This is a genomic window from Bacteroides sp. f07, assembly GCF_042854785.1.
Lineage (GTDB): Bacteria > Bacteroidota > Bacteroidia > Bacteroidales > Bacteroidaceae > Bacteroides.
On record NZ_BAABXI010000001.1, the window covers coordinates 3,285,789 to 3,308,024 of the forward strand.

The window sequence follows — 22,236 nt, forward strand, 5'->3', positions numbered from 1 at the left end:
CGGAATGCGCAATTACTTTTTGTTTTCCAAATGTTTTTTGCGGTATCCGTTAGGAGTCTCACCTACGTTCTTGTAAAATGCAGCGTAAAAAGATTGACGATTTGCAAAGCCAACCATAGCGCTAATCTCTTCCACATTTTTGTCTGCATAACGCTTGTCAGTCAATAAATGCAAAGCATCTTTTACTCTGTATTCATTCAACAGACAAGAATAGTTCATGCCGAAACGTGAGTTTACTACTGCAGAAAGGTAACGAGTGTTCGTTTTAAGCTCTTTCGCCAAGTCTTTCGCTGAATAGTCAGGATCCTTGTACTTCTTCTGTACAACGATAATATTCAGAATCTTGTCATACAACTCGTCTGCCAATTCCGGTCTGATTAATGACCTGTATGCAGCCTTTTTTTCTTTCTTTTCCCTCAAATTGTAGGGACGTTTTTTCGGAGTTTCTTCCGATTTTTTGTTCTCTAAATCACTCATTGAATTAACTGGTTAGGGTTTGTTCATTTGTTAATAATTGCATATTTGCAACGTTACATGTTACAAATGTCTTACTTTTTTTTTAAACACACAATTATTTTGTGCATTTTTTTTCTAATAAAACAATCAAAAACCTTGAAAAAGAGGGAATAAGCCCGAATAATAAGAAACTTTAACCTTTTTATATTTCATCTCGGAAACAGAAATCTACACACTGCGGGAATTGTCAAAGAAAAACGTACCTTTGCAGCCAGTTAAAAACAAGCGTCCATGAGAGAAACTCTAAAAAAGCACTTCGGATACGACAGTTTCCGTCCCCTGCAAGAAGATATAATACGCCACATCCTCGATAAAAAGGATGCATTAGTGCTAATGCCTACCGGTGGGGGAAAATCTATCTGTTACCAACTCCCCGCCTTGCTCAGTGAAGGTACTGCCGTTGTAGTATCCCCGTTGATTTCATTAATGAAAGACCAGGTAGAGGCATTGCTGGCAAACGGAGTTGCCGCCGGAGCGCTGAACAGCAGCAATGATGAAACTGAAAACGCCAACCTGCGCCGTGCCTGCATTGAGGGACGATTAAAGCTACTTTACATTTCACCTGAAAAACTGTTGGCGGAAAAAGACTATTTATTGCGAGATATGCATATTTCTCTGTTCGCTATTGATGAAGCCCACTGTATTTCGCAATGGGGACACGACTTTCGCCCGGAATACACTCAAATGGGAGTACTCCACCGGCAATTTCCGCAAGTGCCGATTGTTGCTTTGACTGCCACCGCAGATAAAATCACCCGCGGAGATATTATTCGCCAACTGCATCTTATCGAACCTCGCACCTTCATATCCTCTTTCGACCGCCCCAATATCAGCCTGACGGTAAAGCGCGGGTTCCAGGCAAAGGAAAAGAATAAAGCCATCCTTGAGTTTATTCACCGCCACGAGGGAGCAAGCGGAATCATTTACTGTATGAGCCGTAACAAGACGGAGACAGTAGCTCAGATGTTGCAGAAGCAGGGTATCCGTTGCGGAGTTTATCACGCCGGATTGTCCACTCAACAAAGAGACGAGACGCAGGATGATTTTATCAATGACCGGATTCAGGTGGTATGTGCCACGATTGCTTTCGGAATGGGTATCGACAAGTCGAATGTCCGTTGGGTAATGCACTATAACCTGCCTAAAAGTATAGAAAGTTTTTATCAGGAGATAGGACGCGCCGGACGTGACGGTCTGCCGAGTGACACTGTCTTGTTTTATTCATTGGGAGATTTAATATTGCTGACCAAGTTTGCCACAGAGAGCAGCCAGCAAAACATCAATCTTGAAAAGCTGCAACGTATGCAGCAGTATGCGGAAGCGGACATTTGCCGGAGAAGAATCCTGCTAAGTTATTTCGGGGAAACAACTACCGAAGACTGCGGCAATTGCGATGTTTGTAAAAATCCCCCTCAACGGTTTGACGGCACAGTCATCGTGCAAAAAGCGTTAAGTGCCATCGCACGTGCGGAACAGCAAATCAGTACAGGTGTATTGATTGATATTCTTCGTGGAAACTACTCCGCGGAAGTGACCGGAAAAGGATACCAGGAACTTAAGACTTTTGGTGCCGGGCGCGACATTCCACCTCGTGACTGGCAGGATTATCTGCTCCAAATGCTCCAACTCGGCTATTTCGAGATTGCTTATAATGAGAATAACCATCTCAAGATAACGTCAAGCGGAAGTGATATCCTTTTCGGAAGGACTCAAGCTACATTGGCAGTTATCCACCATGAGGAAACAGCTACCCGAAAAGGAAAAAAGAAAAAAGTGGTTATCGCCAAAGAGCTTCCTTTCGGTGCGGCAGGCGGCGAAAGCGAAGATTTGTTCGAAGCATTGCGCGGATTGAGAAAACAGCTTGCCGACCAGGAAGGCTTGCCCGCCTATATTGTATTGTCGGACAAGGTCTTGCATCTGCTCAGCATTTCACGTCCTACCACTATTGAAGAATTCGGAGAAATCAGCGGTATCGGGGAATATAAAAAGAGGAAATACGGAAAAGATTTCGTCAAGCTGATTAAGCAGTTCGTGGAATAAAAGAATAACATCACTTACACTGTTGAAGTTGCCCATGCAAATCGGCAGGTGGCACTCCCAAAGATATTGCTTTCTCAAAATCCGTTTTTGCCAATGCTTTCTTCTTTTGAGCCAGATAGATATTCCCGCGCAACAGATAGGCATCTGCCGATGACGCATCCAGCCGGATAGCTTCTTCCAAATCCACCAATGCCAAATCGTCGTGCTTCATCTCACGCTCCACGTCGGCACGGGCAATGTAAAGTGTTGCATCGTCAGGGCTTTCCACAATCATCTTGTTCAGAATCTCAAGAGCTTCACGGAATTTCCCTTCTTTCTGATCCAAGGTGGCCAGTCCGAGCCGACCGCTATAACTCTGAGGAGCAATCTCCAACAAACGGTTATAATCGATCCGTGCAGCCGGATAATCCCTGCGAACCACATAAATATATGCGCGCATCAACAACGCTTCCTTGTTCTTTTTATCCTCATCAAGCACCTGGCAGTAATCCGTGTAAGCCCTATCCGTCTTTCCCATCTCCATATAAATAGCGGCACGGTCAAGCAAAATAGGAACTGCCAACGGAGCAAAGTTCAGTGCAAAAGAATAAGATTCGAGCGCTTTGTCGAACTCTCCCATCCGACGCTGCACCAAGCCCAGATTAGAAAAAAGCAACGCATTCTTTGCATTCTTCGGTTCCATCTTCAAAGCCTTGATCAGAAGCTCTTCGGCTTGGGGAAGACTATCGTTCTCAATACATTCGATTGCTTTTTCAGACAACTGCTGATAAGTCTGCGCACAGATGGCAACCGGAAAACAAAAGAGTAATGCTATAATAATTCTTACCATATAATTCGGGGTATAATTAATGAATCAGTCCAACGGATACGCGTCAAATGCAAACAACTCGGTAGACAGATAACGCTCTCCCGTATCAGGTAACAACGCTACGATTTTTTTGTTCTTGAATTCCGGACGCTGTGCCAACTGGCGGGCTGCATACACCGCCGCACCCGAAGATATTCCGGCCAGCAAACCTTCCGTAGTTGACAGTTCACGTCCCGTACGAATCGCTTCATCATCGGGCACACCGATTACTTCATCCACCACAGAAGCATCATACAGTTTCGGAATAAAATTCGCCCCGATTCCCTGAATATGGTGTGGAGCTGCCTGCCCCCCTTCCAATATAGGAGATGCTGCCGGTTCCACCGCTACTATATAGACATTCGGGTTATGTCTCTTCAATGCACGGGCCACACCGCAAACCGTTCCGCCCGTACCTACTCCGGCAACAAAAACCGCCACTTCACCATCCGTATCCCGCCATATTTCTTCCCCCGTCGTACGCTCATGCGCAGCGGCATTGGCAGGATTCTCAAACTGTTGCAGAATCACCGATCCGGGAATACTGTCGCGCAACTCCTCTGCCTTGGCAATGGAAGCAGCCATCCCGCCCGGTCCGTCCGTCAACACAATTTCCGCACCGAGTGCTTTCAACAGGTTCCGGCGTTCCAGGCTCATCGTCTCAGGCATGGTCAATATCAGATGATACCCTTTGATGGTAGCCACCATCGCCAGTCCGACACCCGTATTTCCACTTGTCGGTTCAATAATTGTTGCACCGGGCTTCAATGCTCCGCGTGCTTCAGCATCCTCAATCATCGAAAGAGCCACCCTGTCCTTCACACTTCCCGCCGGATTGAAAGACTCCAGTTTGGCAATAATATTTTGTTCGAGACCATACTTTTCGCTATAACCGGAAAGTTCCATCAAAGGGGTATTCCCCACTAAATCTGTCAGTTTCTTTGCAATCTTTGCCATTTCACTACTTCATTTTTGTCACATATCGGGCAAAGATATGGAAAAAAAGGTATGTTTTACATCACATCATAAGAAAGATAAAGAAAAGTATAGTAACTTTGTATCCGTTCAATCTTTTTAAGTTTACAGATATGAAAAAGAGAATCATACAATTTCTCACGACCTATTTTTTATTTGTTCTTCTATTCGTTCTTCAAAAACCGTTCTTCATGGTTTACTACCATGACCTATATAATGAGGTGTCTTTCGGCGATTATTTCAGTGTCATGTGGCACGGCCTGCCGTTGGACTTATCCCTCGCAGGCTATCTCACCGCCATTCCGGGACTGATACTCATAGCTTCCGCCTGGACCCAATCGCCCATCCTGCGGCGCATCCGCCAAGGCTACTTCGGATTAATCGCTTTCGTCATGGCTTGCCTCTTTATCATCGACCTGGGATTGTACGGTTTCTGGGGATTCCGTCTCGACGCCACCCCCATTTTCTACTTCTTCTCTTCGCCCAAAGACGCTATGGCAAGTGTCAGCTTCTGGTTTGTCCTGCTAGGCATACTGGCAATGCTTATCTATGCCGCCCTCTTATACTACATATTCTATATGGTACTTATCCGTGAAAGAAAACCGTTGAAAATACCTTACCGGCGACAAAATGTCTCTCTCGCACTCCTGTTGCTGACAGCCGCCCTTTTCATCCCTATCCGTGGCGGTTTCACCGTATCGACCATGAATCTGAGCAAGGTATATTTCAGTCAGGACCAGCGGATGAACCATGCTGCCATCAATCCGATATTCAGCTTTATGTATTCCGCCACCCATCAGACCAACTTCGACAAACAATACCGCTTCATGGATCCGAAAGTGGCGGACGAACTATTTGCAGAAATGACCGACAAACCTGTCGCAGCGACAGACAGCATCCCACAATTATTAAATACCCAACGCCCTAATATCATCTTTATCATTCTCGAAAGTTTCTCCACACACTTGATGGAAACTTTCGGCGGACAGCCCAACGTAGCTGTCAACATGGATAAATTCGCCAAAGAAGGCATCCTATTCAGTAATTTCTATGCCAACAGCTTCCGCACCGACCGCGGACTGGCATCTATCATCAGCGCTTACCCCGGACAGCCGAGCACCAGTATTATGAAGTATCCCGAAAAGACGGACAAACTTCCCTCTATCCCGCGCAGCCTGAAAAACGCCGGATATAGCCTGGATTATTATTACGGCGGAGACGCGGATTTCACCAATATGCGCTCTTATCTGATGTCTTCCGGCATCGAAAAGATTGTTTGCGACAAAGATTTCCCGCTATCCGAACGTACAGGCAAATGGGGAGCACATGACCATGTCTTGTTCCAACGCCTGCTGAAAGACATGAAGGAAGAAGAACAAAAAGAACCCTTCCTGAAATTTGTACAGACTTCAAGCAGCCATGAACCTTTTGAAGTTCCGTTTCACCGGCTGGATGATAAAGGGCTCAACGCCTTCGCATACGCCGACAGTTGCGTAGGCGACTTTGTCAAACAGTACAAGGAACTTCCACAGTGGAAAAATACCGTATTTGTACTCGTTCCGGATCATCAAGGAGTTTATCCGTATCCGATAGAAAATCCATTGGACGGACAGACTATTCCTCTCATTCTAATTGGAGGTGCAATCAAGGAACCCCGTGTTATAGATACTTACGCCTCACAAATAGATATTGCCGCCACCCTGCTTTCCCAACTGGGATTGCCGCACGATGAATTTACTTTCAGCAAGGATATCATGAATCCGGCATCTCCGCATTTCGGATACTTCACCCGCCCGAACTTCTTCGGTATGGTGACTCCCGAAAACCAGTTGGTATATAATCTGGATGCCAATACCGTACAACTCGATGAAGGCACGGAAAAAGGAGCAAACCTGGAAAAAGGGAAAGCCTTTCTGCAGAAGCTCTATGATGACCTTGCCAAACGATAGGAACAGTGAATAATAGAAGATTTATAAGGTAATATAGGACAATTTCCTATTCTTTATTGTATATTTGCGACGTCTAAAATTTAACAATAAAGCATGATGGTAAATACCGGCCTCATTAAAATCCTGTCAGAGATAGATACAAATATCTTCCTGTTTTTCAATGGTATCCACTCCCCTTTTTGGGATTACTTTATGACCTCCTTCACCGGAAAGATAATCTGGGTACCTATGTACGCTACCATCCTGTATATCCTACTAAAGAACTTTCACTGGAAAGCAGTCCTGTGTTATGTAATAGCTATCGCACTTACCATCACCTTTGCCGACCAAGTGTGCAGCAGCCTTATCCGCCCGGTTGTAGCCCGTCTGCGCCCCGCCAATCTCGAAAATCCGATTGTCGATATGGTATATATCGTAAACGGTTACCGCGGCGGAAGTTACGGATTCCCCTCCTGTCATGCTGCAAATTCATTCGGACTAGCCTTGTATGTGGTATTCACATTCCGCAAACGCTGGCTAAGTCTTTTCATCATAGCGTGGGCTGTCCTTAATTGCTATACCCGCATTTACCTGGGCGTACACTATCCCGGCGATTTACTTGTCGGCGGTATCATCGGCGGATTCGGCGGATGGATGTTCAGTACCATTGCTTATAAAGCGGCTGTATATTTAGAACCATCCACCCGCACAAGAAGGAATGAAATCAAGCAAACGTCAGTCACCATTTATGCAGGACTGTTGACGGTGCTCGGAATCCTTATCTATTCCACGATTAAAAGCTGGTAAAACATAGAGCTATCCTCAAACAGAAAGCCCGGCACCATTTCCGATGCCGGGCTTTCTGTTTTGCTTTATAAGACTTTCTCGATTACCAAAGTTTTATCAAGCCTTTTTGATATAGTCAACAATCCACTGTCCTACTTCTTTCGTACCGTACTTGGCACCACCGGCAACCTGAATTTCCGGTGTACGCACATTCTCGTCCAAAGAAGCATCTACCGCCTTACGAATCAACGCACCCTCTTCCTTCAGGTCGAAATACTCGAACAACATAGCCACGGAAAGAATCTGCGCCAACGGATTAGCAATGTTCAATCCCTTAGCCTGCGGCCATGACCCGTGAATCGGTTCGAATACCGGCGTACTTTCACCCGTAGAAGCGGACGGAAGCAATCCCATAGAACCGCTGATTACAGAACCCTCGTCCGTCAGAATATCACCAAATGTATTCTCGGTAACCATCACATCGAAGAATGCCGGTTCCTGAATCATCTTCATGGCAGCATTGTCCACAAACATATAATCAGTAGTTACTTCCGGATAATCGGGAGCCATTTCCTGTGCAATCTGACGCCACAGGCGCGAAGAAGCAAGCACATTCGCCTTATCCACCACGGTCAGATGTTTCCTGCGTTTCATTGCATATTCAAAAGCCACTTTCAGGATACGTTCGATTTCCGGACGGGTATAGTAATTAGTGTCATAAGCCTTGTCGTTATCCTGATACTTCTCTCCGAAATACATACCACCGGTCAATTCGCGGATACAGATAAAATCAGCATTCTCTACCAGTTCCGCCCGCAACGGAGATTTGTGAATCAGGCATTTGAATGTCTGTACGGGGCGGATATTAGCGAAAAGTCCCAGTTTCTTACGCATAGCCAGCAAGCCTTGTTCCGGTCGTACCTTTGCGGTAGGATCATTGTCAAATTTCGGGTCACCTACGGCAGAGAACAAAACCGCATCCGCGTTCTTACAAGCCTGATATGTTTCTTCCGGAAACGGATCTCCTACCTCATCAATGGCATTTGCGCCACAAATAGCATATTCATAACTTACTTTGTGACCAAACTTCTCGCAAACGGCACTCATCACATCTACACCTTGCACAGAAATCTCCGGTCCGATACCGTCGCCTGCTAATACAGCAATTTTAAAATCCATGTTATTTAATGTTTAGTTTATTAGTGATTAGTGATAAACCGAAGACCGTAGTACAATTCGCTCTCCGTCAATCATTAATCGTTAATCATTAATCGTTATTTTTCTCATATTCATCTTCTATGAGATTCAGCATCTTCATAGTAGCTTTGATGGCGGCTTCCGTCTGGTCGGCATCCAGTCCGCGGGTACGGAACACCTGTTCGTCGTAGCTCCATGTGATTACCGTCTGCACAAACGCATCCGTACGCCCACCGGGCGGGATTGTAACCGCATAATTGGTCAGCATCGGGAATTTACGTCCCAGCGTCACCTTATATATCTTGCGCAACGCACGAACGAAAGCGTCATACTGACCGTCCCCTCCCGAACTCTCTTCATATTCTTTTCCGTTGATTTCTATCTTCAACGTTGCCATCGGCTTCAAGCCGTGAGCAAGATTTACAAAATAACTCTTCAGCCTGACCTTCTCGCCTATCGAACCATGCTTCAACACATCGGAAACAATATACGGCAAATCTTCCTGAGTCACCAATTCCTTCTTGTCACCCAGTTCGATAATCCGCTCCGTCACCTTGCGCATAGCCTCTTCGTCCAGTTGCAGCCCGAGGTCTTCGAGGTTCTTTCGGATATTCGCCTTGCCGCTTGTCTTTCCCAACGCATATTCGCGCTTCCGCCCGAACCGTTCGGGAAGCAGGTCATTATAATACAGGTTGTTCTTATTGTCACCGTCAGCGTGTACGCCTGCCACTTGCGTAAAGACATTCTCGCCCACAATCGGCTTGTTGGCAGGTATCACGATACCTGAATACGACTCCACCACCCGACTGACATCGTTCAGACGGCTTTCGTCGATATTGGTCACCGCATTGAAATGATCTTTCAGAATAGCCTGCACGCTTGCGAGAGGAGCATTGCCCGCCCGTTCGCCCAGTCCGTTGATGGTAGTATGCAGCCCTTTGACACCACTCAATACCGCTGCCAGCACATTGCTCACAGCCAAATCGTAGTCATTGTGCGCATGAAAATCGAAATGAGTATTCGGATAGCGTTTCTTCATCTTCCGCATATACTCTATCACTTGCAACGGATTCAGGATTCCCAGTGTATCGGGCAACATGAAACGCTTGATGCTCGTCTCTTTCAGTCCGTCCATCAACTGGAACACATATTCGGGAGAATCCTTTATACCGTTACTCCAATCTTCCAGGTAGACATTGACAGTGATATCCTGTTCATCGGCATAATGCACCACATCGATAACGTCCGCCAGATGTTCTTCCGGTGTCTTTTTCAGTTGTTGCGTACAATGTTTCAGCGAACCTTTGCAAAGAAGATTGATGACACGGCAGCCGGCACGCTGTATCCAGTCCACCGAAGTATGACCGTCTACAAATCCCAGCACTTCCACTTTTTGAAGCAGATTACGCCGGGCCGCCCAGTCGCAAATCATCTTCACAGCTTCAAACTCGCCTTCCGATACTCGCGCCGAGGCAACTTCTACCCGGTCTACCTTCAAATCTTCCAATAGCAAACGGGCGATCATTAGTTTCTCATGAGGCACAAAAGATACTCCGCTGGTCTGTTCACCATCACGGAGCGTCGTGTCCATGACTTCTATTTTCACGCCTTCTTTTCCCATTCTTCTATTTTGTCTTTATTGCTCAGCAGAAAATCTATATCATCCAATCCGTTCATCAGACAATGTTTCTTGTAAGCATTGATTTCGAAATGTTCACTTTTACCTGTCGCCTTATTGGTGATAGTCTGTTCGGGAAGATTCACTTCCACTTCCATCTTCGGATCCGCTTCAATCGAATCGAACAATTCCTGCAGGAACCCCTCGGAAACAACCACCGGAAGCACAAAATTGTTCAACTCGTTATTCTTATGAATATCGGCGAAGAAGCTGGACACCACCACACGGAAACCATATCCGGCAATCGCCCAGGCTGCGTGTTCGCGGCTCGAACCGGAACCGAAGTTCTTTCCTGCCACCAATACCTGTCCGCCATAAGTAGGATTATTCAACACAAAATCCTTATTCAGAGTACCGTCGGCATTGTAACGCCAGTCACGGAAAAGGTTATCACCGAAGAATTTCTCTTCACGGGTGGTCGCTTTCAGGAAACGTGCCGGAATAATCTGGTCAGTATCTACATTTTCTAAAGGAAGGGGTACACAAGTACTTGTTATGATATTAAATTTTGTCTTAGCCATCTTGATATTTACTATTTAAAGATTTACTATTTACGATTGGAATCACATCAGTTCTCTCGGATCAGTAATCACACCCGTCACTGCCGCAGCAGCCGCTACGAGCGGACTTGCCAGCAATGTGCGGGCCCCCGGTCCCTGACGGCCTTCAAAGTTACGGTTACTCGTAGATACCGAATACTTCCCTGCCGGAATCTTGTCATCATTCATCGCCAGACAAGCGGAACATCCCGGCTGGCGGATAGCAAAACCGGCTTCCGTCAATATCTTATCAATACCCTCTTTGCGAATCTGCGCATCTACCATCCAAGAACCCGGAACCAGCCACGCAATCACATTTTCCGCTTTCCTGCGACCTTTCACCAAAGAAGCGAACGCGCGGAAATCTTCGATACGACCGTTCGTACAAGCACCCAGGAATACATAGTCAATCTTCTTGCCCAGCAAAGACTCGCCCGGCTCGAACCCCATATAATCCAGTGATTTCTTGAAAGAAATCTGTGCGGCTTCTCCCATACCCTCAGTAGTAGGGATATGCTGAGTGATGCCCATACCCATTCCCGGATTCGTTCCGTAAGTAATCATCGGCTCGATGTCGGCCGCATCGAAACGGACTTCCTTATCAAATACAGCATTATCGTCACTCTTCAATGTTTTCCAATATGCTACCGCCTTTTCCCATTCTTCTCCCTTCGGAGCATTCTCACGACCTCTGATATACTCAAAAGTCACTTCGTCGGGAGCAACCATGCCACCACGCGCACCCATTTCAATAGACAAGTTACAGAGAGTAAGACGTCCTTCCATTGTCAGATTGCGGATAGCCGAACCGGCATATTCCACAAAGTATCCGGTGGCACCGCTTGTAGTCATCTTAGACATCATATACAAAGCCACATCCTTTGCAGTCACTCCCTTGCCCAATTCACCGTCCACAGTGATACGCATCGTTTTCGGCCGAGACTGGAGAATGCATTGTGATGCCAGCACCATTTCCACCTCACTCGTTCCGATACCGAAAGCGATTGCTCCCATAGCACCGTGAGTGGAAGTATGCGAGTCACCGCAAACGATTGTCATTCCCGGCAGTGTCAGACCACGTTCCGGACCTACCACATGGATAATGCCATTCTTGGGATGCATCATGCCGTAGTGTGTCAGGCCGAAGTCTTTCGCATTCTGCGTCAGCGTATCCACCTGAGTCTTGGAAACCGGATCTTCAATCGGTTTGTCCTGATCGTGAGTGGGCGTATTGTGGTCGGGCATACAGAATACCTTTTCCGGGCGTAACACCCCGATTCCGCGTTCACGCAATCCGGCAAAGGCTTGCGGGCTCGTTACTTCATGACAATATAAACGGTCGATGTAAAGCTGTGTAGGACCATCTTCCACGGTAGTCACCACGTGGGCATCCCATATCTTATCAAATAATGTATTCATCTGTTTATTTACTATTTTACTAATTACTATTTTCTGTTTTAACCAATCTCTGTAATGTTGATACGAGTGTCAACCTCTTTTTTTTTACGACTTGAATTTGTTGATACAGTCAATATAAGCTTCTACGGAAGCGGCGATAATATCCGTATTCGCACCAAATCCATAATAAATCTGGTTATCGTATTCCACCTGCATATGAACCTTACCTACATCATCGCTTCCCTTGCTGATAGCCTGAATAGTAAATTCTTTCAATGTCATGTGGCGGTCTACAATCTTCTTCAATGCTTTGATAGCGGCATCTACCGGACCGTTACCACTGGCGCAACCTTCAAACTTCTCACCGGCGATATTCAATCCCAGGCTGGCTACCGAACGAACACCGACACCACTTGTCACCTGCAAGTATTCCAGTTTGATGCGATGGTTCTGACTGCGGTCTGCACCTGCCAATACCAGAATATCATCATCATTGATGTCTTTCTTCTTATCAGCCAGTTTCAAGAACTCCTCGTAAACTTTATCCAGTTTCTCCTGGTCTAATTGGACACCTAAGATAGTCAGGCGGTTCTTCAGAGCAGCACGTCCGCTACGGGCAGTCAATACGATTGAATTATCATCAATACCTACATCGTGCGGGTCGATAATCTCGTATGTCTGCACATTCTTCAATACACCATCCTGATGGATACCCGAAGAGTGAGCAAAAGCATTGCGGCCTACAATAGCCTTATTCGGCTGTACCGGCATATTCATCAGGCTGGATACCATACGGCTGGTCGGATAAATCTTCTGAGTATTGATATTTGTCTGAATATCGATCTCGTGGTGACTCTTAATAATCATAGCGATTTCTTCGAGCGCAGTGTTACCGGCACGTTCGCCAATACCGTTGATTGTAACTTCCACCTGACGGGCACCATTCAAGACACCTGCAATTGTGTTTGCAGTTGCCATACCCAAATCGTTGTGGCAGTGAGTAGATATAATTGCATTATCAATGCCGTCTACATGGTCAATCAGGTATTTAATCTTGGCACCATATTCCGAAGGCAGACAGTAACCGGTCGTATCCGGAATGTTCACCACCGTAGCACCGGCTTTAATAACAGCCTCCACCACACGTGCCAGATATTCATTATCCGTACGGCCTGCATCTTCTGCATAAAACTCTACATCATCGACAAAACGGCGGGCATATTTCACAGCAGCTACCGCACGTTCGATAATCTCCTCACGGTTTGAATTGAATTTATATTTAATATGTGAATCGGAAGTACCGATACCGGTATGAATCCGTTTATGCTTTGCAAATTTCAATGCATCTACAGCCACATCAATATCTTTTTGAACGGCACGGGTCAGGGCGCAGATAGTAGGCCAGGTCACTGCTTTAGAAATTTCAATTACTGAGTTAAAGTCACCCGGGCTTGAAATAGGGAATCCGGCTTCAATCACGTCTACTCCCAGCGCTTCCAATGCCTTTGCTACCTGAATCTTTTCCACTGTGTTCAACTGGCATCCCGGAACCTGCTCGCCATCCCTGAGGGTGGTATCAAAAATAAATAACCTATTGTCCATATTCTTATTATATTATGTAATTATTAGCATTAAAAAAAGCCTTTCACACTTGGAAGTGAGAAAGGCTTTCGTATATCTTCATTATACACATTTACGCGCAGCACTCACTTCCACTAACCTTTGATAGTAGAATAATAATACCGCATAGTAGAATATGTATAAACATCTGATTCATTTCTTGTCTCTTTTTATAGGTTGACGGTGCAAAGGTAGAGATTATTTCGTTACCACCAAATAAAACGTTACTTTTTTATCGGATAAAATTTCATTTCATAAGCTAAACCCTGCTATAATCTAAAATATATCACTAACAGAAGAGTGTATTCCATCAAACAAAAAGAGGGAACAGAGTGTTTGATTCACTCTGCCCCCTCTTGTCTTATTGGTCTAAATCAATAGATTACTTCTTATTGCAGCATTCTTTCTTTTCTGCGCAATCAGCTTTCTTACCGCAATCTGCTTTTTTATCACAAGCAGCAGCACAAGAATCTTTAGCCTGGCAGCAAGAATCAGCTTCTACGACAGCAGCAGCTTCTACAGTTTCTACTGTTGTTGCTTCGCCTTCAGCAGCAGCGTTAGTGGTTTTGTTACCAGTACAAGACATCATTGCAAAAGAAAATGTTACGGCTACAGCAGCCAAAAATAATTTAGTTTTCATACCTTCAAATTTGCTTTAAACGTTTAATAAAATAATTGTCGGTGACAAATATAGCTAAATTTTCTCAGACTACCAAAAAACAGAAATCCCCTTGACTCTTAATGAATCAAGGGGACTCTTCAAAAAACGGCGGCTACCTACTCTCCCACTGTTACGCAGTACCATCGGCGTGACGAGGCTTAACTTCTCTGTTCGGAATGGGAAGAGGTGGAACCCTCGTGCTATAACCACCTGAATAAGGTTATGACATGATGAAAAAGTAAAATTAGCAATAGCTAAACGTATATATCGCGACCCGTACAGGTCCGAAAGAAAGTGAACGGGCAATTAGTAATGCTCGGCTATGATGTTACCACCTTTACACCTGCATCCTATCAACGTCATCGTCTTTGACGACCCTAAGAAATCTAATCTTGTGGCTGGCTTCGTACTTAGATGCTTTCAGCACTTATCCAATCCCGACTTAGATACCCAGCGATGCACCTGGCGGCACAACTGGTAAACCAGCGGTCAGTCCAACACGGTCCTCTCGTACTAGTGTCAGAGCCACGCAAATTTCATACGCCCACGATAGATAGAGACCGAACTGTCTCACGACGTTCTGAACCCAGCTCGCGTGCCACTTTAATGGGCGAACAGCCCAACCCTTGGGACCTTCTCCAGCCCCAGGATGTGACGAGCCGACATCGAGGTGCCAAACCCCTCCGTCGATATGAGCTCTTGGGAGGGATCAGCCTGTTATCCCCGGAGTACCTTTTATCCTTTGAGCGATGTCCCTTCCATGCGGAAACACCGGATCACTATGCTCTAGTTTCCTACCTGATCGACTTGTATGTCTCCCAGTCAAGCGCCCTTATGCCATTACACTCTACGGACGGTTACCAATCGTCCTGAGGGCACCTTTAGAAGCCTCCGTTACACTTTTGGAGGCGACCACCCCAGTCAAACTACCCACCAAACAGTGTCCTCCTTTTTAGGAGTTAGAACTCAAATAATCAAAGGGCCGTATTTCAACAGCGACTCCACACAAACTGGCGTCTGCGCTTCAAAGTCTCCGGCCTATCCTACACATCAATTACCCAAATTCAATGTTAAGCTATAGTAAAGGTTCACGGGGTCTTTTCGTCCCATCGCGGGTAATCGGCATCTTCACCGATACTACAATTTCACTGAGCTCACGGTTGAGACAGTGTCCAGATCATTACACCATTCGTGCAGGTCGGAACTTACCCGACAAGGAATTTCGCTACCTTAGGACCGTTATAGTTACGGCCGCCGTTTACTGGGGCTTCAATTCAATGCTTCTCTTGCGATGACATCTCCTCTTAACCTTCCAGCACCGGGCAGGTGTCAGGCTGTATACGTAATCTTTCAATTTTGCACAGCCCTGTGTTTTTGTTAAACAGTTGCCTGGACCTATTCTCTGCGCCCAACTCTCGTTGGGACCCTTTATCCCGAAGTTACAGGGTCAATTTGCCTAGTTCCTTAACCGTGAATCACTCAAGCGCCTTAGTATATTCAACCCGACTACGTGTGTCCGTTTGCGGTACGGGTACCTTAAAGATTAAGTTTAGCGGATTTTCTTGGAAGTATGTTTACACGCACTATTGGATTGTTCCGAAGAACGTTCCATACTATCAGGTTCGACTCTTGCGGTGGATTTGCCTGCCACAATCAACATCTACACCCTTCAACGGACTATTCCGTCAGTCCGCGGCGCTGTCACTGCTCCGTCTCCACGTCACTCCTTAAGGTAGTACAGGAATATTAACCTGTTCTGCCATCGGCATCACCGTTCGGCTGAGCCTTAGGACCCGACTAACCCTGATCCGATTAGCGTTGATCAGGAAACCTTAGTCTTTCGGCGAGGGGGTTTCTCACCCCCTTTATCGTTACTTATACCTACATTTGCTTTTCCACACGCTCCAGCAAAGCTCACGCTTCACCTTCGACGCAGAGTGGAATGCTCCCCTACCGATCATTACTGATCCCATAGCTTCGGTAAATTGCTTGATGCCCGATTATTATCCACGCCAAACTCCTCGACTAGTGAGCTGTTACGCACTCTTTAAATGAATGGCTGCTTCCAAGCCAACATCCTAGCTGTCTTAGCAATCTGACTTCGTTAGTTCAACTTAGCAATTATTTCGGGACCTTAGCTGATGGTCTGGATTCTTCTCCTTTAGGACATGGACCTTAGCACCCATGCCCTCACTCCTGGGATCGAACTACTGCGCATTCGGAGTTTATCAAGACTTGATAGGCGGTGAAGCCCTCGCATCTTATCAGTCGCTCTACCTCACAGTAGTAATTCCCAAGGCTGCACCTAAATGCATTTCGGGGAGTACGAGCTATCTCCAAGTTTGATTAGCCTTTCACCCCCACCCTCAGTTCATCCGGAAGCTTTTCAACGCTTATCGGTTCGGTCCTCCAGTTAGTGTTACCTAACCTTCAACCTGACCAAGGGTAGATCACTTGGTTTCGCGTCTACTCCTTCCGACTAATCGCCCTGTTCAGACTCGCTTTCGCTTCGGCTACACATTTTAAAATGCTTAACCTTGCCGGAAAAAGTAACTCGTAGGTTCATTATGCAAAAGGCACGCCGTCACTTCTTACGAAGCTCCGACCGCTTGTAGGCGCATGGTTTCAGGGACTATTTCACTCTTCTGTTCGAAGTTCTTTTCACCTTTCCTTCACAGTACTGGTTCGCTATCGGTCTCTCGGGAGTATTTAGCCTTACCGGATGGTCCCGGCGGATTCACGCAAGATTCCTCGTGTCCCGCGCTACTCAGGATACCACTACGCTTCGTTTAGCTTCGAATACCGGACTATCACCGTCTATGGTTTCATTTTCCAAAGAATTCTTCTCACTAAATGTCTTGCGACAACGTGGTCCTACAACCCCATATATGCCGTAACATACATGGTTTGGGCTAATCCCCGTTCGCTCGCCACTACTAGGGGAATCATTATTATTTTCTTTTCCTACAGGTACTAAGATGTTTCAGTTCCCTGTGTTAGCCTCTTGCTATGCAAGATGTCATTCCTTCAGAATGACGGGTTATCCCATTCGGAAATCTCCGGATCAAAGGTTATTTGCACCTACCCGAAGCTTATCGCAGCTTATCACGTCCTTCATCGCCTCCGAGAGCCAAGGCATCCGCCATGCGCCCTTGCTTACTTTCTTTCAAACTGACTTCTTTCCAACTTGGCACTGCCTGGGCAATGTTGATGAGGAAAGAACGTACGGTTCGATATATACTTTTAGCTCTTTACTAAAATTTTACTTTTTGTTATCATCATGTCAAAGATCGTTTTCTCTTTTCAGAGAGAGTGGAGAATAACGGATTCGAACCGTTGACCCTCTGCGTGCAAGGCAGATGCTCTAGCCAGCTGAGCTAATCCCCCAAGAGGTTATCAAGAATCTGGTTTTTGGCTTTCGCTTTTCCTCCTTCTTGAGCTTGGTAGTCCCAGGCAGAGTTGAACTGCCGACCTCTACATTATCAGTGTAGCGCTCTAACCAACTGAGCTATAGGACTAGTTCAACCTTGTCTACCTGATGTTAGACTCGGCTTCTTTTTTCTCTTGTTTATCTCTATCTATAATTCTATAGATGGTTGATCTATATTCTATAAATAAACAAGTACCAGTAGTACAAAAAACAGAACCTCAATAAAGTCATTTGTTACGACATCGCTCCAGAAAGGAGGTGTTCCAGCCGCACCTTCCGGTACGGCTACCTTGTTACGACTTAGCCCCAATTACCAGTTTTACCCTAGGACGCTCCTTGCGGTTACGTACTTCAGGTACCCCCGGCTTTCATGGCTTGACGGGCGGTGTGTACAAGGCCCGGGAACGTATTCACCGCGCCATGGCTGATGCGCGATTACTAGCGAATCCAGCTTCACGAAGTCGGGTTGCAGACTTCGATCCGAACTGAGAGAGGTTTTTGGGATTGGCATCCTGTCACCAGGTAGCGGCCTTCTGTACCCCCCATTGTAACACGTGTGTAGCCCCGGACGTAAGGGCCGTGCTGATTTGACGTCATCCCCACCTTCCTCACATCTTACGACGGCAGTCTCTCCAGAGTCCTCAGCATGACCTGTTAGTAACTGAAGATAAGGGTTGCGCTCGTTATGGCACTTAAGCCGACACCTCACGGCACGAGCTGACGACAACCATGCAGCACCTTCACATTTGCCTTGCGGCTATAATGTTTCCACTATATTCAAATGCAATTTAAGCCCGGGTAAGGTTCCTCGCGTATCATCGAATTAAACCACATGTTCCTCCGCTTGTGCGGGCCCCCGTCAATTCCTTTGAGTTTCACCGTTGCCGGCGTACTCCCCAGGTGGAATACTTAATGCTTTCGCTTGGCCGCTTGCTGTATATCGCAAACAGCGAGTATTCATCGTTTACTGTGTGGACTACCAGGGTATCTAATCCTGTTTGATACCCACACTTTCGAGCCTCAGTGTCAGTGACCAGTCTAGTGAGCTGCCTTCGCAATCGGAGTTCTTCGTGATATCTAAGCATTTCACCGCTACACCACGAATTCCGCCCACCTCTACTGTACTCAAGACTGCCAGTTTCAACTGCAATTTTACGGTTGAGCCGCAAACTTTCACAACTGACTTAACAATCCACCTACGCTCCCTTTAAACCCAATAAATCCGGATAACGCTCGGATCCTCCGTATTACCGCGGCTGCTGGCACGGAGTTAGCCGATCCTTATTCATATGGTACATACAAAATCCCACACGTGGAACATTTTATTCCCATATAAAAGAAGTTTACAACCCATAGGGCAGTCATCCTTCACGCTACTTGGCTGGTTCAGACTCTCGTCCATTGACCAATATTCCTCACTGCTGCCTCCCGTAGGAGTTTGGACCGTGTCTCAGTTCCAATGTGGGGGACCTTCCTCTCAGAACCCCTATCCATCGTAGTCTTGGTGGGCCGTTACCCCGCCAACAAACTAATGGAACGCATCCCCATCGATAACCGAAATTCTTTAATATTTCTCTCATGCGGGAGAAATATGCCATCGGATATTAATCTTTCTTTCGAAAGGCTATCCCCGAGTTATCGGCAGGTTGGATACGTGTTACTCACCCGTGCGCCGGTCGCCATCTCCAGTTTGCAAGCAAACTGAAATGCTGCCCCTCGACTTGCATGTGTTAAGCCTGTAGCTAGCGTTCATCCTGAGCCAGGATCAAACTCTTCATTGTAAAAGTATTGTTAATCAGCATTACTGCTGTTTTTTGCTCTGTTCAGGATGCCGTACAATTTATTGACTCTATTTCAAATACCTGTGTCTCACTTATATTACTATAGTTGAAAACAAGCATTGACGGTTCTATTTTTTAACTTGTACTACTTGTATTGTTTATCAATATTTCAAAGAACTTGTCGCTTTCGTTTCAAAAGCGGGTGCAAAGGTAAGAGGTTTTATTTTAACTACCAAACTTTTTCGGAAGTTTTTTTGTTTTTTCTTTTTAAACTCATTTCTCAGGCTCTCTTGCGAAAGGGAAAGAATAATTAAAAAAGAAGGACTAAAACCGTTTTCTTTGCGATTCGGACTGCAAAGATAAGAACTTTTATTTCTATTATCCAAACTTTTCTGGAAGTTTTTTTGTTCTTATTTTTAAGCCGGAGCTCGCTTTATCACTAAGTCATTGTTGCAAGGCTTTCTTCTCTTGGAAAGCGGGTGCAAAAATACTCCCTTTTAGTATATACTCCAAATATATCACACTCTTTTTTCTAATTATTTTTGCATATTTATGCTAACTCGCTGATTAATAATGATGTTGTAGAACATATTTTTTAGAATACGAGAAGGCGGGGGCGGGAAAGGGAAAGGAAGTACACCTTATTATATTCACGTGCGTGTATACGTGCGTACGTCATGCGCGCGAGAAGATTAAAAAAAGTATTTCTCATATTCTCATGGTTTATATAGTAATCACATACAAATCAATCAGAACACACAAAGCAGACATCAAGATGTCATCCCACTATTGTCCGGACATCTTTCCTTAGCCATCTGTACATCTTCCCTTAGTCATGTGAAAGGGCTCACTCCAGTAAACAAATAAGCTGACAGCCGTAGATAGATACGACCACATATATGAACAAAAAAGCCCACAATTGTGAGCCCCTACACATGATGAAGGGAAAACATTAGGATAACAAAGGATTGACATACAACATACAAAGAATGACATATAATATATAAGGAGATTACATATGATATATAAGGAACCGACATATAATATATAAGGGCTTTACGTATGATATATAGGAGAAAAAGAAGAAAAACGGGTACTTGAAACCGAAACAGGCATAAGATTAGAAGCAATATGAAGCAAATCAGGTACAAAAAGCAGGCGGCATGGGGTATACAGACTTAGCACAAGGAAATATATATCACACTGATTACAAACCAATTACTTATCAAAAGTAAAAAATCAGTATGAGGGCAAAAGTTACTATCAGGGGGATAAAACGACCTGACACCATAGAGGAAACAACGATGAACAAGGCGATTCAAGATATTTATGAGGGTATGAGGGCAAAAATGAATAAAAACTTTTTTAGGAGTTGAATATCTCGCATACTACTATTGAGCAAAATCTATCTTTAATTGTTATTCACACATAAAGATAATATATACACTAAAAGCCAATATCATGGAGAAGAATATTTTTAAGTTAGATAATGAGCAGCTCAAAGAGATTGCCTGCTCATTCAAAGAAAAAGTAGAAGAAGGATTGAATACAGAAAATGCTGAAATACAATGTATTCCTACTTTTATTACACCCCAAGCAAGTAGTATTAACGGCAAATCGTTAGTTCTCGATTTAGGTGGAACCAACTATCGGGTAGCACTTGTTGACTTCAATAAATCAATACCCGCCATTCACCCGGACAATGGTTGGAAGAAAGATATGTCGATTATGAAATCACCCGGTTATACCCGTGAAGAGTTATTCAAAGAGTTGGCGGATATGATCTTCGGAATAAAGCGAGAGGAAGAAATACCTATCGGTTATTGTTTTTCTTATCCGGCAGAATCCACTCCGAATGGAGACGCCAAGTTGCTGCGTTGGACAAAGGGAGTTGATATTAAAGAGATGATCGGAGAATATATAGGAAAGCCCCTACTCGACTATCTGAACGAAAGGAACAAAATCAAATTTACGGATATAAAAGTACTCAATGACACCGTAGCGAGTTTATTTGCCGGACTCACCGATAATGGTTACGATGCCTATATAGGTCTGATTGTAGGGACAGGTACTAATATGGCGACTTTCATCCCTGCCGACAAAATCAAAAAACTTAATCCGGCAGACAACATCCAAGGCTTGATTCCGGTCAACCTGGAATCCGGGAATTTCCATCCACCATTCCTTACGGCAGTAGACAACACTGTTGATGCTATCTCCGGTACTCCGGGAAAACAACGTTTTGAGAAAGCAGTATCCGGTATGTATCTGGGGGATATTCTAAAGGCAACATTCCCATTAGAAGAGTTTGAAGGGAAATTTGACGCGCAAAAACTTACCGCCATCATGAATTACCCGAATATTTATAAGGATGTATATGTACAAGTGGCGCAATGGATTTATGGCAGGTCGGCACAGTTGGTAGCTGCTTCACTTACCGGACTTATCATGCTGTTGAAATCATATAATAAAGATATACGGAAGATTTGTCTGGTTGCCGAAGGCAGTCTTTTTTGGAGCGAACACAGAAATGGTCAGGATTATAACGTTATCGTTGCAGAGAAACTACGGGAACTTTTCAAATTGTTCAGCTTGGAAGATGTCGAGGTCGATATTAAAAGTATGAATAATGCAAATCTGATAGGAACAGGAATTGCGGCATTATCCTGATAAAACAAATTCGATGCTGCATCAAAATCGTTGATACAGCATCGAATCGATTGACAATATGACACAAAATGTAATTAATATCCCCAAAGACACCCCGACAAGAAAGAATTATAAAAAAACTTCCTCGCCGAATTACGACATATGGAATAAAAAGTTATTTTTGCACCGTT

The 22,236-nt window shown here is 45.1% G+C and carries 13 protein-coding genes, 2 tRNA genes and 3 rRNA genes; 4 read left to right on the top strand and 14 right to left on the bottom strand.

Annotation, left to right across the window (positions count from 1 at the left end):
* Window positions 1–12 precede the first annotated feature (12 nt).
* Window positions 13–477 carry a helix-turn-helix domain-containing protein gene (locus tag ACGHVY_RS13370; protein WP_390599451.1) on the bottom strand — a complete coding sequence of 155 codons (465 nt, stop codon included), beginning with the start codon at window positions 475–477 and terminating at the stop codon, window positions 13–15.
* A gap of 270 nt (window positions 478–747) precedes the next feature.
* Here ACGHVY_RS13370 and recQ point away from each other — a divergent pair, with 270 nt between their 5' ends.
* Window positions 748–2,556, top strand: a complete 1,809-nt coding sequence (recQ, locus tag ACGHVY_RS13375) for a DNA helicase RecQ (RefSeq protein WP_390599452.1) — start codon at window positions 748–750, stop codon at window positions 2,554–2,556.
* A 10-nt stretch (window positions 2,557–2,566) separates the two neighbouring features.
* On the opposite strand, the gene ACGHVY_RS13380 is transcribed toward recQ, so the two are convergent.
* Together ACGHVY_RS13380 and cysK are read right to left on the bottom strand one after the other, a co-directional pair.
* Entirely contained in the window at window positions 2,567–3,385 is an 819-nt protein-coding gene (locus tag ACGHVY_RS13380; protein ID WP_390599453.1) for a tetratricopeptide repeat protein, read from the bottom strand.
* A 24-nt stretch (window positions 3,386–3,409) separates the two neighbouring features.
* On the bottom strand, window positions 3,410–4,360 hold the full coding sequence (cysK, locus tag ACGHVY_RS13385; RefSeq protein WP_390599454.1) for a cysteine synthase A: 951 nt from the start codon (window positions 4,358–4,360) through the stop codon (window positions 3,410–3,412).
* Window positions 4,361–4,491: 131 nt separating this feature from the next.
* On the opposite strand from cysK, the gene ACGHVY_RS13390 reads away from it, so the two are divergent.
* Together ACGHVY_RS13390 and ACGHVY_RS13395 are read left to right on the top strand one after the other, a co-directional pair.
* The gene (locus ACGHVY_RS13390) at window positions 4,492–6,327 is read left to right on the top strand and encodes a sulfatase-like hydrolase/transferase (RefSeq protein WP_308746189.1); all 1,836 of its coding nucleotides are present in this window, start codon (window positions 4,492–4,494) and stop codon (window positions 6,325–6,327) included.
* Window positions 6,328–6,423: 96 nt separating this feature from the next.
* The gene (locus tag ACGHVY_RS13395) at window positions 6,424–7,113 is read left to right on the top strand and encodes a phosphatase PAP2 family protein (protein WP_390599688.1); all 690 of its coding nucleotides are present in this window, start codon (window positions 6,424–6,426) and stop codon (window positions 7,111–7,113) included.
* A 96-nt stretch (window positions 7,114–7,209) separates the two neighbouring features.
* On the opposite strand, the gene leuB is transcribed toward ACGHVY_RS13395, so the two are convergent.
* The 11 genes from leuB to ACGHVY_RS13450 all read right to left on the bottom strand — a co-directional run bounded on the left by leuB (window position 7,210) and on the right by ACGHVY_RS13450 (window position 19,396).
* The gene (gene leuB / locus ACGHVY_RS13400) at window positions 7,210–8,271 is read right to left on the bottom strand and encodes a 3-isopropylmalate dehydrogenase (protein ID WP_308746190.1); all 1,062 of its coding nucleotides are present in this window, start codon (window positions 8,269–8,271) and stop codon (window positions 7,210–7,212) included.
* An 88-nt stretch (window positions 8,272–8,359) separates the two neighbouring features.
* Complete coding sequence (locus ACGHVY_RS13405) at window positions 8,360–9,910, bottom strand: alpha-isopropylmalate synthase regulatory domain-containing protein (protein ID WP_390599455.1); 1,551 nt, start codon at window positions 9,908–9,910, stop codon at window positions 8,360–8,362.
* A complete protein-coding gene (gene leuD / locus ACGHVY_RS13410) occupies window positions 9,892–10,488 on the bottom strand; it encodes a 3-isopropylmalate dehydratase small subunit (protein WP_308746192.1) in 597 nt (198 codons plus the stop codon). The genes ACGHVY_RS13405 and leuD overlap by 19 nt, the downstream gene beginning before the upstream one ends.
* Before the next feature lie 42 nt (window positions 10,489–10,530).
* The gene (gene leuC / locus ACGHVY_RS13415) at window positions 10,531–11,925 is read right to left on the bottom strand and encodes a 3-isopropylmalate dehydratase large subunit (protein ID WP_308746193.1); all 1,395 of its coding nucleotides are present in this window, start codon (window positions 11,923–11,925) and stop codon (window positions 10,531–10,533) included.
* A gap of 84 nt (window positions 11,926–12,009) precedes the next feature.
* Window positions 12,010–13,506 carry a 2-isopropylmalate synthase gene (locus tag ACGHVY_RS13420; RefSeq protein WP_308746194.1) on the bottom strand — a complete coding sequence of 499 codons (1,497 nt, stop codon included), beginning with the start codon at window positions 13,504–13,506 and terminating at the stop codon, window positions 12,010–12,012.
* A 400-nt stretch (window positions 13,507–13,906) separates the two neighbouring features.
* Window positions 13,907–14,164, bottom strand: coding sequence for a hypothetical protein (locus ACGHVY_RS13425; RefSeq protein ID WP_308746195.1), 258 nt, complete (start codon window positions 14,162–14,164; stop codon window positions 13,907–13,909).
* 124 nt (window positions 14,165–14,288) lie between these two features.
* A 5S ribosomal RNA gene (gene rrf / locus ACGHVY_RS13430) occupies window positions 14,289–14,399 on the bottom strand.
* Between the two features lie 72 nt (window positions 14,400–14,471).
* Window positions 14,472–17,351: ribosomal RNA gene (locus tag ACGHVY_RS13435) — 23S ribosomal RNA — on the bottom strand.
* A 147-nt stretch (window positions 17,352–17,498) separates the two neighbouring features.
* Window positions 17,499–17,572: transfer RNA gene (locus ACGHVY_RS13440), tRNA-Ala, on the bottom strand.
* Between the two features lie 54 nt (window positions 17,573–17,626).
* Window positions 17,627–17,703 (bottom strand) — tRNA-Ile (locus ACGHVY_RS13445).
* A gap of 163 nt (window positions 17,704–17,866) precedes the next feature.
* Window positions 17,867–19,396: ribosomal RNA gene (locus ACGHVY_RS13450) — 16S ribosomal RNA — on the bottom strand.
* The 16S, 23S and 5S rRNA genes sit together here with 2 tRNA genes alongside, the layout of an rRNA operon.
* Before the next feature lie 1,461 nt (window positions 19,397–20,857).
* Between ACGHVY_RS13450 and ACGHVY_RS13455 the strand changes: the two genes are divergently transcribed.
* Window positions 20,858–22,066 carry a hexokinase gene (locus ACGHVY_RS13455; protein WP_390599456.1) on the top strand — a complete coding sequence of 403 codons (1,209 nt, stop codon included), beginning with the start codon at window positions 20,858–20,860 and terminating at the stop codon, window positions 22,064–22,066.
* The last annotated feature ends 170 nt before the right edge of the window (window positions 22,067–22,236 follow it).

Coding starts and splice junctions, on each gene's coding strand:
- ACGHVY_RS13380 (WP_390599453.1), bottom strand. CDS start 3,385: ATGGTAAGAATTATTATAGCATTACTCTTTTGTTTTCCGGTTGCCATC.
- ACGHVY_RS13425 (WP_308746195.1), bottom strand. CDS start 14,164: ATGAAAACTAAATTATTTTTGGCTGCTGTAGCCGTAACATTTTCTTTT.
- leuB (WP_308746190.1), bottom strand. CDS start 8,271: ATGGATTTTAAAATTGCTGTATTAGCAGGCGACGGTATCGGACCGGAG.
- leuD (WP_308746192.1), bottom strand. CDS start 10,488: ATGGCTAAGACAAAATTTAATATCATAACAAGTACTTGTGTACCCCTT.
- ACGHVY_RS13370 (WP_390599451.1), bottom strand. CDS start 477: ATGAGTGATTTAGAGAACAAAAAATCGGAAGAAACTCCGAAAAAACGT.
- cysK (WP_390599454.1), bottom strand. CDS start 4,360: ATGGCAAAGATTGCAAAGAAACTGACAGATTTAGTGGGGAATACCCCT.
- ACGHVY_RS13395 (WP_390599688.1), top strand. CDS start 6,424: ATGGTAAATACCGGCCTCATTAAAATCCTGTCAGAGATAGATACAAAT.
- recQ (WP_390599452.1), top strand. CDS start 748: ATGAGAGAAACTCTAAAAAAGCACTTCGGATACGACAGTTTCCGTCCC.
- ACGHVY_RS13390 (WP_308746189.1), top strand. CDS start 4,492: ATGAAAAAGAGAATCATACAATTTCTCACGACCTATTTTTTATTTGTT.
- ACGHVY_RS13405 (WP_390599455.1), bottom strand. CDS start 9,910: ATGGGAAAAGAAGGCGTGAAAATAGAAGTCATGGACACGACGCTCCGT.
- ACGHVY_RS13455 (WP_390599456.1), top strand. CDS start 20,858: ATGGAGAAGAATATTTTTAAGTTAGATAATGAGCAGCTCAAAGAGATT.
- leuC (WP_308746193.1), bottom strand. CDS start 11,925: ATGAATACATTATTTGATAAGATATGGGATGCCCACGTGGTGACTACC.
- ACGHVY_RS13420 (WP_308746194.1), bottom strand. CDS start 13,506: ATGGACAATAGGTTATTTATTTTTGATACCACCCTCAGGGATGGCGAG.